This window comes from Actinosynnema sp. NPDC020468, assembly GCF_040642015.1.
GTDB lineage: Bacteria > Actinomycetota > Actinomycetes > Mycobacteriales > Pseudonocardiaceae > Actinosynnema.
In genome coordinates, this window is record NZ_JBFAEO010000043.1 from 23,932 (window position 1) to 41,710 (window position 17,779).

Below are 17,779 nucleotides of genomic sequence, written 5' to 3' on the forward strand. Positions count from 1 at the left end.
AGATCATCCGCGCATTGCGGGACGGACGGGGCCGGTGGCGCAGGCGGTCCGCCGGTCGCAAACGCGCAAGACCTCCGAACTCCCCGGGCGTCACCCACGCGCGGCGAGGGCACGGGTCGACCCGCCCGATCGTCCGGTGACCAGGAAGGTCACCTAGCCGTATGACCCGACGCCCGCGAGGAAGCGGGCGTCGGGTCATACGCGACCCTCGCGGCATTGGGCGAACTGATCGCCGTCCTGCGTCGAGGGACGGCGCGGGGTTGATCCACCCCGGCATCAACGGGTGGGGTCGGCGAGGTACCCGGCGTCGTTCACCGACGTGGTCGTGACGGTGAAGGCGGGGTTCCGTCGGACGGCGTGGGTGCGCTCGGCGTGATCGCCGCGCTGAGCGGCCGGTACGACTCGAGCCGCGCCTCGCGGGAGTGCGGGCTCGTGGTCACCGGCACCTCGTGGGCGGGTCGGTGGTCCACCACGTGCCGTCGCCGGGGGTCACGATGTCGCCCGTGGTGGGCAGTTCCGCCAGCCACCGGGCGGTGTGCGCGTCGATTACCGCGTGTCGGGACCAGTCGTCTCCGATCACCGCGACCACGACCCGGTCGGCGTCGAGGAAGGCGCCGGTCCAGTCGAAGCACATCTCGTTGTCGTAGCCCAGGTCCTCGACCGTCGCCCGGGTGATCACGTCACCGGTCGGGAAGCGGTGGATCTCCAGGTCGGTCTGGTCGTGTGCCACGCTGAGGAATTCGCCGCCCCCTGGGGAGAAGCCCAGGACCACGCGGTCGTGCCACGGGTAGGCGGTGTGGAGGATCGCGGTGCCGTCGAACGAGCCGAGGTACACCTGCACGCCGTCCTGGCCTTCGCCGACCGACAGCAGCACGTGCCGACCGTCCGGGTGGACGAAGTGGACACCCGCGACGCCCTCGGAGGTCAGGTCCACGCCCGCCCGCTCGACCCCGCTCGCCGCGTCCAGGACCACCCACCGGTCCCCGTCGCCCGGCTGGTACAACCACACCACGCGGCCGTCGGCGGAGAACTCGGCGTGCCCGAAACCGGTGCGCCACAACACTTTTCCGTCCCGGTCGACGCACACGACGTGGTCGGGACCGGTGTGCACCGCGCGGTCGAGGGTGGGCGCGACGGCGTGCCCGTCGGACGCGGCCGCCTCCGGCAGCGGGAAGAACGCGACCGGGTCGCGTCCGGCGGCGACGTCGTACGCCTCGATCCCGCCGCGGGCGATCCGGCTGTGGGTGTTGGTCACCGGCCGACTTTAATCACGTCGGAGCAGGCGGCCACCCCGGCCGGCGCGGCTTTCTCGAGGAGACCCGCGGAGGCCGGTGACCGCGCGCGAGGTACCGTCGCGACCGTGCTCTTCGTCTACCGGTCGCACTACGAAGGCCCGCTGGGCAAGCGGGTCGTGACGTTGCCCGACGACTCCGTGCTCGCGTGGTTCCGGCGGGGCTGGACGGCGGGCGAGGACTGGCCGTCGACCGAACTGGGTGGTGACGTCTACGGGCTCGGGTCGGTCTTCCGCGCCGTGCTGAGCCACGACCTGCCCGTGCCGGGGAGCGTCGGCGAGCTGAGGGCGGTGCTGCACGAGCACCTCTACGTCGAGGGCGACGAGGACGACATCCGCCTGGACGACCACAGCCTCCGCGTCCGGACCGACGACGACGAGGTCGAGCTGGCGTACTACTTCCTCGACGACCACGTGATCGCCGAGGAGCCGTCCCGCCTGGCGTACCTGCTGCACGAGTCCTGGCCGTTGCCCCACACCGCGGGCGGGGCCACGTCGTTCACCCCCGACGTCCCGGTGCTCCCCGCGACCGGGTCGGGCGGGGGCACGTCGACCACCTACGCCCTGTTCCTCACCTTCTACGACGGCGACAGCCTGGGCACCACCCCGCCGCTGTCGTTCCCGGGTGTCGACCTGCCGAACCTGGCCGCCCACCTGACGTCCACGACCTTGGACGAGGACTGGCCGGTGGAGCTGAAAGTCCTGTGGGCGTTGACAACCGACGACCTCGCCACCGCCCTGGCCCGCTGCGACCACTGGCCGGACTACAACGACCCGACCTTCGCCCGGGACCACCCGACCGCCCACGCCGCCGCGCTGCCGAACCTCGCGACCACGTTCGCCCACGGCCGCGACCCGAGCGCGTCCCTGCTGCGCGTCGACGACCACCTGGCCCAGTTCGCGATGCACGTGGACACCTACTTCGGCCACCGGCAGTGGTTCCTCTTCGACACGACGTGGGCCGCCACCCACCCCGACCTCGCCCACTCCCTCCTCCGCTACGGCGGCCACTGGGACCCGTTGGGGGAGTAGCACCGAGGAAACCCTGCTGGTCGGGGTCAGGGGATCAGGACCAGTTTGCCTTGGGTGCGGCGTGAGAGCAGGGCTTCGTGGGCTCGGTGGGCCTCTGCCAGCGGGTAGGTGCCTCCGATGACGGGCACGAGGCGTTTGGCGAGGGCCAGTTCGTGGAGTCGGGCGAGGGGTTCTCGGTACATGTGGGGCAGGGTGGTCACCCGGGTCAGCCAGAAACCGGTGATCGAGATGTTGCGGGTGATGAGGTGGTCGATGGTCAGGGGTGTCGGCATGGTCATGCTCGTCGCGCCGTAGGTGACCATTCGGCCGGTGCTCGCCAGGGTGTCCAGGGCCGCGTCGAACACCGCGCCGCCGATCGGGTCCAGGACCACGTCGACGCGGTTGCCTCCGTTGGCCTCCAGCACCCGGTCGGCGTAACCGGGTGCTGAGCCGTCGATCGTGACGTCCGCGCCCAGGTCGCGCGCCAGGGCTCGTTTGTCCTTTGTGGACGCTGCGGCGATCACGCGGCCGGCGCCGAACAGCTTCGCCAGTTGTACGGCGATCGTGCCGACGCCCCCGCTCGCGCCGTTGATCACCACGGTTTCGCCCGCGCGGAGCCGGGCGCTGCCCCGCAGCAGGTGCCAGGCGGAAAGGCCTGGGACACCGAGGGCCAGTGCTCGCGCGGCGTCGAGGTCGTCGGGGACGGGGGCGACGAGACGGTGGTCGGCCACCGCCTTCTCCGCGTAGCCGCCGCCGTCCATCAACGCGATCACCCGGAGTCCGTCGGGGGTTCGGCCCACGACCTCGCCGCCCGGCACGTGGGGGAGTTCGGTCGGGTTCAGGTAGGTGTCGGACGTGCGGTGGACGTCCATGAAGTTGACGCCGCAGGCTTCGACGGTGACGACCACCTCGCCCGGACCGGGTGTGGGCTCCGGGAGGTCGACCGGGGTCAACACCTCCGGGCCGCCGAACCTGGTGATGTGCACTGCGCGCATGGGTTCCGATCCGGGACGTCAGCGGGCCAGGTGGAGGGCGGTGGCGGCCAGGAGGGTGACCGCCGTGCAACCGAGTCCCACCGCGAAGGTGACCTTCGGGCGGCGGGTCAGGGTTGTCGACGTCCGCCCCGGGTCCTCCACGCAGATCTTGCTCACCGCGCCCAGCGCCACCGAAACCCCGAGGACCCCCAGGCGCTGCCCCGTGCCCATCGAGCCGTCCCACACCGAAACCCCGAGCACGAACGGCGCCATCAGCAGCAGCGGCCAGTGCCACAGGTACACGGAGTAGGTGATGTCGCCGAAGAACTGCACCGGGCGGGACGCCGAAACCGCCGTGTGCCACTGGCGTCCCGGGCGGTTGCCGGACACGATGACCAAGGCCGCGCCGGCGGTGGGCAGCAGGGCCGCGACGCCGGGGAACGGTGTCCGGTCGTCGAAGGCGACCGCGGCCAGCAGGACGAGGGCGAGACCGGTGGCCGACGCCAGTCCGGCGGCGAGCCGACCGAGCACGAGTTTCCCGCCCGTCAACGCGATCAGCGCGCCGACCGCGAACTCCCACACCCGGGCGAAGGTGTCGAAGTACGCCTGGTACGGCGAGACGTGCGTGTAGTAGGCGCTGTAGGCCAGGGAAACGGCGCCGACGACGGCGATGCCGGTGACCTGGGCGGCCCGCCGCCGCAACCGGAACAGCACCAGCAGCGTGAGCGGCAGGACGACGTAGAACTGCTCCTCGATCGACAGGGACCAGAAGTGCGCGACCGGTGACAGCTCGAGGTAGTCCACCACCGGGTGCGCCGCGTACACCCAGTTCTCCCAGTAGGTCGCGCTCGCCACGACCTCCCGCGCGGTGCCCGGCCACCGCGCGGGAGGCAGGACCAGGAAGGTCACGACGACGCAGAACAGCAGCACGACGGTCGCGGCCGGCAGCAGCCGCCGGACGCGGCGGGCGTAGAACCGCGTCAGTCGGATCGAACCGGTGCGGCGCAGTTCCCGGTCGAGCTGCGCGGTGATGAGGAACCCGGAGATCACGAAGAAGACGTCGAGCCCGACGTACCCGCCGATGAGCAGCGCGGGCCAGAAGTGGCAGAGCAGCACCACGACCATCGCGACCGCGCGCAGCGCCTGGACGTCGGTCCGGTAGCCCGCCGGGACCGGGGCGGCCGCCGAGGTCGACGGGTCGTCGCGACTACGGTCGTCCGTGACCGCCACCGGCGCCGCCTTCCTGCCCTGCGACCTTCGCGACCGGCGAGTCCTCGTCGTCCACGAGCAGGAAGTCCAGCCACATCCCGACGTAGTCCGCGCGGGTCACGCGACCGTCCCGATCGGTGTCCATGTACTCGAACGCCGCCTCGGCGTCCTGCGGGGTCAGCTCGAACGCCCGCCACATCCGGTGCACACCCGGCCTGTCCAGGACGCCGTCGTCGTCGTGGTCCGCGACGTCGAACTCCGCGCCCGTCGTCACCTCGACCATCCGCTCCAGGCGGTCGGGGTGGCCGCGCATGTACGCGTGGAACTCCTCGCGGGTGCCGGCCCGGTCGCGGAAGTCCGGGCCCAGGAAGTCCTCGAACATGGCGGCGAGGTGGTCGCGCAACCGGACGGCTTTCGGCGAATCGCCCGGCACGCCGAACTCCGTGAGCAGCTTGTCGACCGAGACGTCGCCGTCGACGGCCCGGACTACCCCGTCCCCGTCGCCGTCGAGGAGCTGGAACACGCGGTCGTACCTGGTGTGCCGCAACGGTGTCTTCATCGTTCCCCTCCGGCGGGCCCGGGCAGCAGGACGGGCAGTTCCTCGATCGCGCGCATGAAACCGGGGCGCCAGCGCAGCTCGGCGGCGGGTATCGCGAGCTCGATCTCGGGGTAGGTCCGCAGCAGCGACCCGATGGTGATCTCCGCGGTGGCCTTGGCCAACCTCGCGCCGACGCAGTAGTGGATGCCCCACCCGAACCCCAGGTGCGGGTTGTCCTCCCGGGCCGGGCACAGCGCGTCGGGCGCCGGGAACCGGGAGGGGTCGCGGTTCGCCGCGGACAGGGACACCACCAGCAGCGAACCGCGTGGCACGGGCTCGCCGCCGACCTCCACGTCGGCGGTCGCGTACCGGAACAGGCCCGGTACCACCGGGCCGTCGTAGCGGAGGAACTCGTCCACCGCGGTGGACGCGAGTTCGGGGTCCGCGGCCAGGGCGTGTCGCCGGTCCGGGTTGTCGAACAGCGCCAGCAACGCCAGGTTCACCGCCTGCACCGACGTCTCGTGGCCCGCGATGTAGAGCATCCGGGTCAGGTGCAGCAGTTCCCGGTCGGTGAGCAGCTCGCCCTGCTCGCTGCTCCGCGCCAGCGCCCCGAGCAGGTCCTGCGCCCGGTCGCGGCGCTTGGCGGCGAGCAGGTCGGAGAAGTACCCGTTGAGGGAGTCCATCGCCACGACGACCCGGGGGATGTCCCGCGGGTCGCCGACGAACCCGATGGCGGTGTCGATCCACGAGCGGAAGTCCGACCGGTCGCCCTCGGGGATGCCGAGCAGTTCGCACAGGACGGTGACGGCCAGCGGGTAGGTGTAGGCGCCGATCAGGTCGACCGGACCGGACCGGTCCGCCAACGGGCGCAGCAACTCGTCGGCGAGCTGCCGGACGCGCGGGCGCAGCAGTTCCACCCGGCGGGCGGTGAACTCGCGGACGATGCACTTGCGCAGCCTGGTGTGGTCCGGCGGGTCGGTGGTGAACAGCAGTCCTTCGTGGATGACGTCGAAGGTGCGCAGGACCTCCGGGTCGAGCGGCGGGCCGAATTCCCGCGCCCCGCGCGGGAGATCGCTGCTCATCGTCGGGTCGGAGAGCACGGCGACCGCGTCGGCGTACCGCGTCACGACGCCGCAGCGGCGGCCGTCGGGCAGCAGCACCCAGCGCACGGGGCCGTTGTCCCGCCAGTCGGCGAGCACGTCGTGCAGATTCCGCTGGAATTCCGCGTCGGGGTTCAGAGTGGTGAGGTCCCGCACACCCTCAACGGTCATGAGCTACCTCCGTCGTCTTGCGCGGAGCGCTGGGAGAAATGGCGGAAACCGCCTTTCCGGCCAAGCTAGCCGACCGCTCGACCGTCGGCAACGCGGAGTCCGCCGGATGACCCGAAGTGCGGATATACCAGCACATTCGGTCGTCCCTCGGCCGTGAACTACTGATCGTGATCGACCTCGGCCTGATCGAGTGATCTCGACAACCTCGCGGGTCCATGTGGCACGGATTCGTTGCCGCGTCCTCCCGCCCGGGCCAGGATCGAATGCGCAGATCACCCCAAGCCCACTCGACGCGGCACGTCTATCGGCCTGCCCGGGGGAGCGATGCCCGATGGCGAACGAAGACGAACTCCGCGATTACCTGAAGAAAGCGATCGCGGACCTGGCCCGGTTGCGCACCCGCGTGCAGGAACTGGAAACCGGGGAACCGATCGCCGTGGTCGGGATGACCTGCCGGCTGCCGGGCGGCGCGAACTCGCCGGAGCGGTTGTGGGACCTGGTGATCGGCGGTGTCGACGCGACGACGGGTTTCCCCGTCGACCGGGGCTGGGACGTGGCGAACCTCTACGACCCGGACCCCGACCGGCCGGGGAGGTCGATCGCCCGCAGCGGCGGTTTCGTCCGCGACGTGGGCGGGTTCGACGCGGCGTTCTTCGGCATCAGCCCGCGCGACGCGACGATGATGGACCCCCAGCAGCGGCTCGCGTTGGAGAGTGCGTGGACCGCCCTGGAGCACGCGGGGATCGACCCGTCCGGGCTCGCGGGCAGCGGCACCGGCGTGTTCGTGGGCGCGATCCACCACGACTACGGACCCCGCCTGCACGAGCCCGCCGAGGACAACGCCAAGGGCCCCTTGATGATCGGCACGTCGTGCAGCGTGATCTCGGGGCGGATCGCCTACGCGCTCGGCCTCGAGGGGCCCGCGGTGACCCTGGACACCGCGTGCTCGGGCTCGCTGGTCGCGGTGCACCTGGCGTGCCAGTCGTTGCGCTCCGGCGAGATCACCCTGGCGCTGGCGGGCGGAGTCACGGTGATGACGTCGCCGTCGACGTTCGTCCAGTTCAGCGCGCAGCGCAACATGGCGCCCGACGGGCGGTGCAAGCCGTTCGCGGCCGAGGCCGACGGCACCGCGTGGGGCGAGGGCGCCGGGATGCTGGTGCTGCAACGACTTTCCGACGCGCGCCGCGAGGGCCGTCGGGTGCTGGCCGTCATCAGGGGCAGCGCGGTCAACCAGGACGGCGCGAGCAGCGGCCTCACCGCCCCGAACCGGGCCGCGCAGCAGCGGGTGATCCGGTCGGCGCTCGCCGACGCCCGGTTGCGGCCCGAGGACGTCGACGTGCTCGAGGCGCACGGCACGGGCACGACGCTGGGCGACCCGATCGAGGCCGCCTCCGTGCTGGCGACCTACGGCCGGGACCGCCCGCCGGACCGACCGCTGTGGTTCGGCTCGGTCAAGTCGAACATCGGGCACAGCCAGGCCGCGGCGGGCGCGGCCGGCGTCATCAAGTTGATCATGGGGATGCGGCACGGGGTGATGCCGCCGACCCTGCACACCGGCACGCTGTCCCCGCACGTCGACTGGGGCGGCGGTGCGATCGGCCTGCTCGCCGAGGCACGCCCGTGGCCCGCCGACGACCGGCCGCGCCGCGCGGCGATCTCGTCGTTCGGCATCTCGGGCACCAACGCCCACCTGATCCTCGAGCAGCCCCCGGACCCGGCTCCGCTCCCGTCGCCCGACCCGGACTCGACGCTGCCGTGGGTGCTGTCCGCGCGCACGGCCGACGCGCTGCGGGCGCAGGCGGCGCAGTTGCGCGACCACGCGCGCCGCGGGAGTGCGGGCTCCACCGCGGACATCGGGTGGTCGCTCGCCACCACTCGCACCGGGTTCGAGCACCGCGCCGTCGTCGTCGCCGCGTCGCGCGAGCAGTTCCTCGACCGGCTCGACACCCTCGCCGCCGGCCGGGAGGCACCCGGGACGACCACCGGCCGCGCCCGCAGGAGCGGCCACGACGGTGTCGTCCTGGTCTTCCCGGGCCAGGGCTCGGAGTGGGTGGGCATGGGTCGGGACCTGCTGGACCGGTCGCCGGTGTTCGCCCGCGCCGTCCACGAGTGCGAGCAAGCCCTGGCGCCCCACGTCGACTGGTCGCTCACCGACGCGTTGCGGGGTGCGCCGGGCGCTCCGGGCCTCGACCGCCTGGACGTGGTGCAGCCGGCGCTGTTCGCGATGATGGTCGGCCTCGCCCGGCTCTGGGAGCACCACGGGGTGCGGCCCGCCGCGGTCCTCGGCCACTCCCAGGGCGAGATCGCCGCCGCGCACGTCGCCGGGGCGATCTCCCTCGAGGACGCGGCCAGGATCGTGGCCGTGCGGTCCCGGCTGGTGCACCGGGAGTTGGCCGGGCGCGGCGCCATGCTCGCGGTGGACCTGTCGGCGGAGCGGACGCGGGAGCTGATCGCCCGGTGGGACGACCGGCTCACCGTCGGCGCGTGCAACGGCCCCGGCTCGGTGGTGGTCTCCGGTGACGTCGACGCCGTCGAGGAGCTCCACCGGCACTGCCGGGACGGCCGGGTCCGGGCCAAGCGGATCATCGAGTTCGCCTCGCACTCGCACCAGGTCGAACGCATCCGCGAACCCCTGCTGGCGGGCTTCGGCGACGTCACCGCGCGACCGGCACGGATACCGGTCTACTCCACCGTCACCGGCGCCGTGGTGGACGGCGCCGGGCTCGCCGCCGAGCACTGGTACCGCAACCTGCGGCAGACCGTGCTGTTCGAGCAGGCCGTTCGCCGCGTGGTCGAGGACGGCCATCGGGCGTTCATCGAGGTCAGCCCGCACCCGGTGCTCACCATGAGCATCCAGGAGGTGCTCGACGAGCGCGAGGCCGAGGCGACCGTGGTGGCGTCGCTGCGCCGCGACCACGACGGCGGGTTCCTCGAATCGGTGGCCGAGTGGTGGGTGCGCGGCGGCACGGTCGACTGGCGGGCCGCCCTGCCCGGCGGCAGTGAGGTGGAACTGCCCACCTACCCGTTCCAGCGCCGGCACTACTGGCTCCCGCTGCCGACCGGCTCGGGCGCGTCCACCGCGGCCGGCGGCGCCGACGGCGGGTTCTGGGACCTGGTGGACCGCGCCGACCCGGACGAGCTCGCCGGTGCCCTCGACCTGGCCGACGGGCGGGCCCGCGACTCGCTCGTCACGCTGCTGCCCGCCTTGACCGCCTGGCGCGGTCGGGCGCGGCGCGTGGCGGCCGCCGACTCGATGCGCCACCGCGTGGGCTGGACCCGGGTGGAGGTCGGTCCGGCGCGGTCCGCCGCGGCCGGCCGGCTCCTCGTCGTGCCGGCCGCCGCGCTCGGCCACCCGTGGCTCGACGCGCTCACGGCCGGGCTGGCGGACGCCGGTGTCCCCGCGCGGCGCGTGGTCGTGCCGCCGGACCGGACCGGACAGGCGGACCTGGTGGAACTGCTGCGCGGGGAGGCGGCCACCGACGTCGTGTCGTTGTTCGCCCTGGCGGAGGACGCGTTCCCGGATCGGCCGGTCGGCGCGGAGGGCGCCACCGCCGCGCTGGCCAGGGCGCTGTTCGAGCTGGGCGCGCAGCCGCGGCTGTGGTGCCTGACCACGGAGGCGGTGTCCACCGGCTCGGGCGACTCGACCACCCGTCCGGGCCAAGCCCTCGTCTGGGGTGTGCGCCAGGTGATCGGCGCACGGCACCCCGAGTGGCGCTGCGCCGCCGTGGACCTGCCCGGCACGCCGAGCCCGGCGGTGGTCGCCGGCCTGGTCGACGTGCTCGTCGGGCACCACGACGAGGACGAGATCGCGGTGCGCGACGCGGGCCTGTGCGCCCGGCGGCTGGTGCCCGTGCCCGCCGCCGACGTCACGGCCGACTGGACCCCCTCGGGGACGGTGCTGGTCACCGGCGCCGCCGGCGTCACCGGGCGCGATGTCACGGCCTGGCTGGCCCGGCACGGCGCCACGCGCCTCCTGCTGGTCTGCGAGCCCGGCACCGAGGGCGTGGACCTGGCCGCCGAACCGGCCACGTGGGGTGTCACCGCCTCGGTCGTCGAGTGCGACGTCGCCGACCGCCCGGCCCTGGCCGCCGTCCTCGCCGCCGTGCCCGACGACGAACCGCTCGGCGCCGTGTTCCACGCCGTCGAGGCGGGTGCCGAACAGGCGGGCGACGTCCGGCACTCGACGCTGGTCGCGGGCGCGGTCCGACTGCACGAGCTGACCCGGGGGCACGACCTCGCCGCCTTCGTGCTCGTCTCGCCGACCGCGAAGACCTGGGAGCCCGGTGACATCGGTGATCACGCGCCGGCCGCCGCGTTCCTCGACGCGCTGGCCTGGCACCGGCGCGCGCTGGGCCTGCCGGCGGCGGTCCTGGGCTGGGAGCGGCCCGACAGCCGGCAGGACCCCGCCCTGCGCGCGGAGTTCCTCGGCGCGGCGCTGGCCCTGCTGCTGGGCCGCCGGGAAACCTCGCTGACCTACGTCCAGAGCCACTGGACGGACCCGGACCTGCGCCGCCTCCCGCTGCTGCGCGACCACCCCGCGGTCCGACGGGCGGAGGACGCACCCGACGACCACGTCCCGGCGCTGATCGCCCGACTCGACGGTCTCACCGGCAGGGAGCGGCTGCGCGCGCTGGAGGAGGTGGTCCAGAGCACGACCGCCGCGGTGCTGAACCTGGCCTCGGAGGCCGAGGCCGCCGTCGACTCGGCGTTCAAGGACCTGGGCGTGGAGTCGCTGACCAGTCTGCAACTGCGCAACAAGCTCAACGCGCTCACCGGTTTGCGGCTGCCCGCCACGTTGCTGTTCGACCACCCGACGCCCGCCGCGCTGGCCCGCAGGCTCGACGAGGAACTGCGTCCCGCGGCGCGCACGACCGCCGCGTCCGCGCTGGCCGACCTGGAGCGGCTCCACGGCGCCCTGGCCGCGGCGGAGTTGTCCGCCGCGGAGCGCAAGGCGGTGGCCGACCGGGCCCGCGCCCTCCTCGCCGCGTGCGGCGGCGCCATCCCCGTCCAGGGCGGCGACGTCGCCGATCGGCTGGACACCGCGTCGCACGACGAGATCGTCGGCCTGATCGCAGAGGAGTTCGGGATTGTCTGACAGGGACGCCTCCGACGACCGGACCCGGTACCTGCTCGCCAGGCTGACCGGTGAACTGCGGGAGGCACGGCGGCGGCTGGGCGAGGCCGAGCAGGGGCGCCGGGAACCCGTGGCGGTGATCGGCATGGGCTGCCGCTTCCCCGGCGACGTGGACTCCCCGGAAGGGCTGTGGGAGTTGCTGGCGGCCGGCCGCAGCGCGGTCTCCGCACTGCCCACCGACCGCCGCTGGAGCCCGGACGTCCACCACCCGGACCGGGAGACACCCCACACCACCCACGTGCGGCACGGCGGTTTCCTCCGCGACCCGGCCGGTTTCGACGCCGGGTTCTTCGGGATCTCGCCGCGCGAGGCCCTGGCGATGGACCCGCAGCAGCGGCTGCTGCTGGAAACGTCGTGGGAGGCGTTGGAACGGGCCGGCATCGACCCGGCGAGCCTGCGCGGCACCGCCACCGGCGTCTTCGCCGGCACCAACGGACAGGACTACACGTTCCTGGTGAACGGGCGGTCGGCCAAGCTGGAAGGTCTGGTGGGCACCGGCACCGCCGGCAGCGTCATGTCCGGTCGCGTCGCCTACAAGCTCGGCGTGGAAGGACCGGCGCTCACCGTCGACACCGCGTGTTCGTCGTCGCTGGCGGCCATCCACCTGGCGTGCCGGTCGCTGCGGTCCGGCGAGTCGGCGCTCGCGCTGGCCGGTGGTGTCACCGTGATGGCCACGCCGTCGCTGCTCGTCGAGTACAGCCGGCTGGGCAACCTCGCCCCCGACGGCCAGTGCCGCCCGTTCTCGGCCGGGGCCGACGGGATGTGCCTGGGCGAAGGCGTCGGGATGATCGTCCTGGAACGGCTGTCCGACGCGCGCCGCAACGGTCACCCGGTGCTGGCGGTGATCCGCGGTTCGGCGGTGAACCAGGACGGCGCGAGCAACGGGTTGACCGCACCCAACGGGCCGGCGCAGGAGCGGGTGATCCGCCAGGCGCTGGCCGACGCCGACCTCCTGCCCTCCGACGTGGACGCCGTCGAGGCGCACGGCACCGGCACCACGCTGGGCGACCCGATCGAGGCCACCGCGTTGCTGGCCACCTACGGGCAGCGCGCCGACCGACCGCTGTGGCTGGGTTCGGTGAAGTCCAACATCGGCCACGTCCAGGCGGCGGCGGGGGTGGCGGGGGTGATGAAGGTGGTGCTGGCACTGCGGCACGGACAGCTGCCCGCCACGCTGTTCGCCGACCCGCCCTCGCCCCACGTCGACTGGGACACCGGCAACATCGCCCTGCTGACCCGGTCGCGGCCGTGGCCCGGGAACGGGCGGCCGCGACGCGCGGGCGTCTCGTCCTTCGGCGTCGCCGGGACCAACGCCCACGTGGTGCTGGAGGAGGCACCCGACGACGGCGTGCCGCCACCCGACGACGATCCCGCGATCGAGCTGCCGTGGGTGCTGTCGGCCAAGACCCCCGAAGCGCTGCGGGCCCAAGCCGTCCGGCTGCGCGCCCACCTCGCCACCGACCCGCCGGGCAGCACCGCCGACATCGCCCACGCCCTGACCGCCCGGACCGGCCTGCCGCACCGCGCGGTCGTCGTCGGGGCGTCCCGGACCCGCCTGCTCGACGGGCTGGACGCGCTCGCCGAGGGCCGGGAGGCCGCCGGTGTGGTGGCGGGGGAGGTCCGCGGAGAACGGCACCGGCTCGCGCTGCTGTTCCCGGGACAGGGCGGGCAGCGCCCGGGCATGGGCCGACAGCTCCGCGACCGGTTCCGGGTCTACGCCGAGTCCTGGGACGAGATCTGCGCGATGCTCGACCCGCACCTGGACCGCCCGCTGTCCGACGTGGTCGACGGCGGCGACCGGGAACTGCTCGACCACACCGTCTACGCCCAGACCGCGCTGTTCGCGATGGAGGTCTCCCTCTTCCGCCTGCTGGCGGACTTCGGTGTCACGCCGGACCACCTCGTCGGCCACTCGGTCGGCGAGATCGCCGCCGCGCACGTCGCGGGCGTCCTCACGCTGCGGGACGCGTGCACCGTCGTCGCCCTGCGGGGACGGATCATGGAGGACCTGCCGCCCGGCGCGATGGCGACCGTCAACGCCACCGAACAGGAGGTCCTCGCCCACAGCCCGGAGCTCGACATCGCGGCCACCAACGGTCCGGTCGACACCGTGGTCTCCGGCGAACCCGACACGATCGACCGGGTGATCGCCCACTGGAGGGCGCTGGGTCGGGACGCCCAGCGGCTGCGGACCCGCCACGCCTTCCACAGCCACCACATCGACGGCATCGCGGACTCCCTCGCCGAGGCGCTGCGCGGCGTCGTGGCCCACCCGCCGACCATCCCGGTGGTGTCGACCCTCACCGGGGCGCCCGACCCCGACCTGGGCACGCCCGCCTACTGGATCCGGCAGCTGCGCCGCCCGGTCCGGTTCCACCAGGCGCTGGACTGGCTGACCGGCCGGCACGCCACCCGGTTCCTCGAAGCCGGGCCCACCACGCTGACCCGCCTGGTCGGGGGAGCACCGGCCACCGCGCTGTTCCGGAGGGACCGGACCGAACCGGAGAGCCTGCTCGCCGGGTTGGCCGAGCTGCACACCACCGGCACGGACATCACCTGGACGGCCGCGACGCGCGACCACCGGACGCGGTCGGTCGACCTGCCGACCTACGCCTTCCAGCGCGAGCGGTACTGGCCCGACTTCGGGCCGACCGGCGGCGACCTCACCGCGCTCGGCCAACGCGCCGGCGGCCACCCCCTGCTGCCCGCCCGCGTCGACCAGCCCGACGGCGGCGCCCTGTTCACCGGCCGGCTGTCCGCGGCGACCCACCCGTGGCTCGCCGATCACGTCGTGGGCGGCAACGTCCTGCTGCCCGGTACCGCTTTCCTGGACCTGGCCCTGCACGCGGGACGCGAACTCGGCTGCCCGGCCGTCGAGGAACTCACCATGCACACCCAGTTGGTCCTGTCGGAGGGCACCGACACCGCGGTCCAGGTCGCGGTCGCCGCACCGGACGACGCCGGCCGCCGCGGGATCACCGTCCACGCCCGACCATCCGATGTGGACACCTGGGCGCCGCACGCGACCGGGACCCTCGCCGTCGAGCGGGTGGCACCGGACCCGCCGCTCGGCGAGTGGCCGCCCGCCGGCGCCACCGCGGTCGACCTGACCGACTTCTACACCGACATCGGCGAGCGGACCGGGTTCCGGTACGGGCCGGGGTTCCGGGGGTTGCGCGCGGCGTGGCGGCACGGCGACGACCTCTACGCCGAGACGGTGCTGCCCGGACCCGACCAGACCGCCGACGGCTGGGCGCTGCACCCCGTGCTGCTGGACAGCGTGCTCCAGTCGGCACTGCTCGTCGACCTGGAGCGCCACACGACGCCGTTCCTGCCGTTCACCTGGAACGAGGTCGGCCTCCACACCACCGGGGCCACCCACCTGCGCACGAAGGTCACCACGACCGGCGACCAGGTCACGATCACCGCGACGGACCGGACCGGCTGCCCGGTCGTCACCGTCACCTCGCTCGTCGGCCGCCGCACGAGCACGGCGGGCGCCGCGGGTCGGGGTCTGCTCGAACTGGGCTGGACCGCGGTACCGGCCGCCTCGCCGTCGGCCGCACCGGGGGACTGGGTGGTGGTGGGCGATCCCGAGGACCTCGCCGGCTTCCCGGTCCACCCGGATCCGGCGACCCTCGCGCGGGCCGTGGAGTCCGGGACGCCCGCACCGGCGACGGCACTGGTCGTGTGCGGGACCGACGCCGCCGACGTGCCGGTCGCGGTGGGCGACGCGACCCGGTGGTGCCTGCGCCTGGTGCAGGGCTGGCTCGCCGAGCCCGCGCTCGCCGATACCCACCTCGTGCTCACCACCCGCGACGCGGTGGCGGTGCGGCCGGGGGAGACGCCGGACCTGTGCGGTGCGCCCCTGTGGGGTTTGGTCCGCTCGGTGCAGGCGGAACACCCGGGACGAGTCACCCTGCTCGACCGGAGCGGCCCACTGCGCGCCGCCGACGTCGCCGCTGCCCTGGCGGTCGGCGAACCGCAGGTCGCCTTGCGGGAGGACACCGCGTACGTGCCGCGACTGGCCAAAGTGGACCCGCACGACGGGTTGACGCCGCCGTCGAACCGGTGGCGGCTGGACACGACCGGCCGCGGCACGCTGGAGAACCTCGTGGCGGCACCGTGCCCCGAACCGGACGGCGCCCCGCGCGCCGGGGAGGTCGAGGTCGCCGTCCGGGCGGCGGGCCTGAACTTCCGGGACGTGCTCAACGCGCTCGGCATGTACCCCGGTGAACCGCCGCTGGGCACCGAGGGCGCCGGCGTCGTGACGGCCGTCGGTCCCGGCGTGTCCGGACTCGCCGTCGGCGACCGGGTGTTCGGCGTCGTGCCGGGAGCGTTCGGCACGCACGTGCGCGTCGAAGGCCTCCTGCTCGCCCGGATGCCCCGGGCCTGGTCGTTCGCGCAGGCGGCGACCGTGCCGGCGGTGTTCCTCACCGCCTACCACGCCCTGTGCCACGTGGCCGGGCTCGCGGCCGGGGAGAAGGTCCTCGTCCACGCGGGCACCGGCGGCGTCGGCATGGCCGCCGTCCAGATCGCCCGGCACCTCGGCGCCGAGGTCTTCGCCACCGCCCACCCCGCGAAGTGGTCCGTGCTGCGCGACCTCGGCCTGGACGACGACCACATCGCCTCCAGCCGGACGCCCGAGTTCGGCGCGCGGTTCGCGGCGACCAGCGGCGGCACGGGCGTCGACGTGGTCCTGAACTCGGTGACCGGGCCGCTGCTGGACGCCTCGCTCGACCTGCTGCGCGCGGGCGGCCGGTTCGTCGAACTGGGCAAGACCGAGTTGCGCGACCCCGCCGAGGTCGCCGCCCGCCACCCCGGCACCGCGTACCACGTCCTGGAGTTCGAGAGCATCCCGCCGGGCCACCTCAACCGGTTGCTCGGCGAACTGCTCGACCTGTTCGAGTCCGGCGCGTTGCGGCTGCTGCCGGTGCGGGCGTGGGACGTGCGCCAGGCCCGCGAGGCGTTCCGGCACATGAGCCAGGCGCGCCACACCGGCAAGATCGCCCTGACCTTCCCCCGCGAGCCCGACCCGGACGGCACCGTCCTGATCACCGGCGGTACCGGCGGCCTCGGCGCCGAGGTGGCCCGCCACCTGGTCACCCGGCGCGGGGTCCGGCACCTGCTCCTGGTCAGTCGGCGCGGCGGCGACGCCGAGCACGCGCCGCGGTTGCGGCGGGAACTCGCCGAGGCGGGCGCCGAGGTCACGATCACCGCGTGCGACGTCGCGGACCGCCGGGCACTGGCGGCGCTGCTCGCCGACATCCCGGCGGAGCACCCGCTCACCGCCGTGGTGCACACCGCCGGCGTCGTGGCCGACGGCGTGGTGGAGAGCCTGACCTCGCGCCACCTGGCCACCGTGCTGGCGCCCAAAGTCGCCGGCGCCTGGAACCTGCACGAACTCACCCGCGACCTCGACCTGGCGCAGTTCGTGCTGTTCGGCTCGTGCACCGGCGTGGTGGGCAGCCCCGGCCAGGCCAACTACACCGCGGGCAACGCCTTCCCCGACGCCCTCGCCCGCCACCGGCGCGCGCGGGGGCTCCCGGCGACGTGCCTGGCGTGGGGTCCGTGGGAGCCGGTCGGCGGGATGACCTCCCAGATCGCCGCCGTCGACCGGAACCGGATCGCGCGGGCGGGCATGGTCCCCTTCCGGGTCGAGCAGGGCCTGGCCCTGATGGACGCGGCGCAGGCCACCGCGCGCGACAGCCTGGTCCTGCTGCTGCTCGACCTCGCCGCCCTGCGCGCCTACGCGGCGGTCGAGCCGATCCCGCCGTTGCTGGGCCACCTCATCCCGGCCCGGCCCGCGACCGGCCGTGACACCGGCGGCGCCTCGTTGTCCGACACGCTCGCCGGGCAGTCCGGGTACCAGCGTCGGCAGACCGCGCTGACCTTGGTCCGGTCGCACGCGGCGGTCGTGCTCGGCCACCCGGCGCCGGACACCCTCGCCGTCGACCGGCCGTTCCTGGAACTGGGCTTCGACTCGTTGACGGCGGTGGAACTGCGCAACCGGCTCGCCACCGCGACCGGCCTGCGGATGCCGAGCACGCTGCTGTTCGACCACCCGACCTTCGAGCACCTGGCCGAGTACGTCCTCGCCGAGGTGGTCGAGGACCGGGCGCCCGATCCCGCGGCCGCCGAACCGGACCCCGTCGAAGCGGCCCTGGCCACCCTCGCGGCGGCCGACGGGAGCCACCCCGACCTGCCGGCGCGGCTGAGGTCCCTGCTGAGGCGCTGGGACGCCCCGGCCGACGGTGCTCGGGACCTGGACTTGGCGTCGGCGACCGACGACGAGATCTTCCGCCTGATCGACCAACTCGAAGCACCCTGACGACCGGTCGGGGAGAAGGC

8 protein-coding genes are annotated in these 17,779 nt (G+C 73.9%); 3 read left to right on the forward strand and 5 right to left on the reverse strand.

What is annotated here, in order from left to right:
* Positions 1–436 precede the first annotated feature (436 nt).
* Entirely contained in the window at positions 437–1,255 is an 819-nt protein-coding gene (locus AB0G50_RS26925) for a hypothetical protein (RefSeq protein ID WP_360113503.1), read from the reverse strand.
* A gap of 105 nt (positions 1,256–1,360) precedes the next feature.
* Here AB0G50_RS26925 and AB0G50_RS26930 point away from each other — a divergent pair, with 105 nt between their 5' ends.
* Entirely contained in the window at positions 1,361–2,323 is a 963-nt protein-coding gene (locus tag AB0G50_RS26930) for a hypothetical protein (protein ID WP_360113505.1), read from the forward strand.
* A 26-nt stretch (positions 2,324–2,349) separates the two neighbouring features.
* Here AB0G50_RS26930 and AB0G50_RS26935 read toward each other — a convergent pair whose 3' ends face one another.
* The 4 genes from AB0G50_RS26935 to AB0G50_RS26950 are packed head-to-tail and all read right to left on the reverse strand — an operon-like array spanning position 2,350 to position 6,294.
* Positions 2,350–3,297, reverse strand: coding sequence for an NADPH:quinone oxidoreductase family protein (locus AB0G50_RS26935; RefSeq protein ID WP_360113507.1), 948 nt, complete (start codon positions 3,295–3,297; stop codon positions 2,350–2,352).
* Positions 3,298–3,315: 18 nt separating this feature from the next.
* Complete coding sequence (locus AB0G50_RS26940; RefSeq protein WP_360113509.1) at positions 3,316–4,506, reverse strand: acyltransferase; 1,191 nt, start codon at positions 4,504–4,506, stop codon at positions 3,316–3,318.
* Positions 4,484–5,044 carry an EF-hand domain-containing protein gene (locus AB0G50_RS26945; protein ID WP_360113511.1) on the reverse strand — a complete coding sequence of 187 codons (561 nt, stop codon included), beginning with the start codon at positions 5,042–5,044 and terminating at the stop codon, positions 4,484–4,486. Before AB0G50_RS26945 ends, AB0G50_RS26940 begins: the two co-directional genes overlap by 23 nt.
* Complete coding sequence (locus AB0G50_RS26950; protein ID WP_360113513.1) at positions 5,041–6,294, reverse strand: cytochrome P450; 1,254 nt, start codon at positions 6,292–6,294, stop codon at positions 5,041–5,043. Before AB0G50_RS26950 ends, AB0G50_RS26945 begins: the two co-directional genes overlap by 4 nt.
* Before the next feature lie 331 nt (positions 6,295–6,625).
* Here AB0G50_RS26950 and AB0G50_RS26955 point away from each other — a divergent pair, with 331 nt between their 5' ends.
* Both AB0G50_RS26955 and AB0G50_RS26960 read left to right on the forward strand, forming a co-directional pair.
* On the forward strand, positions 6,626–11,389 hold the full coding sequence (locus AB0G50_RS26955) for a type I polyketide synthase (protein ID WP_360113515.1): 4,764 nt from the start codon (positions 6,626–6,628) through the stop codon (positions 11,387–11,389).
* A complete protein-coding gene (locus AB0G50_RS26960; RefSeq protein WP_360113517.1) occupies positions 11,382–17,759 on the forward strand; it encodes a type I polyketide synthase in 6,378 nt (2,125 codons plus the stop codon). Before AB0G50_RS26955 ends, AB0G50_RS26960 begins: the two co-directional genes overlap by 8 nt.
* Positions 17,760–17,779 lie beyond the last annotated feature (20 nt).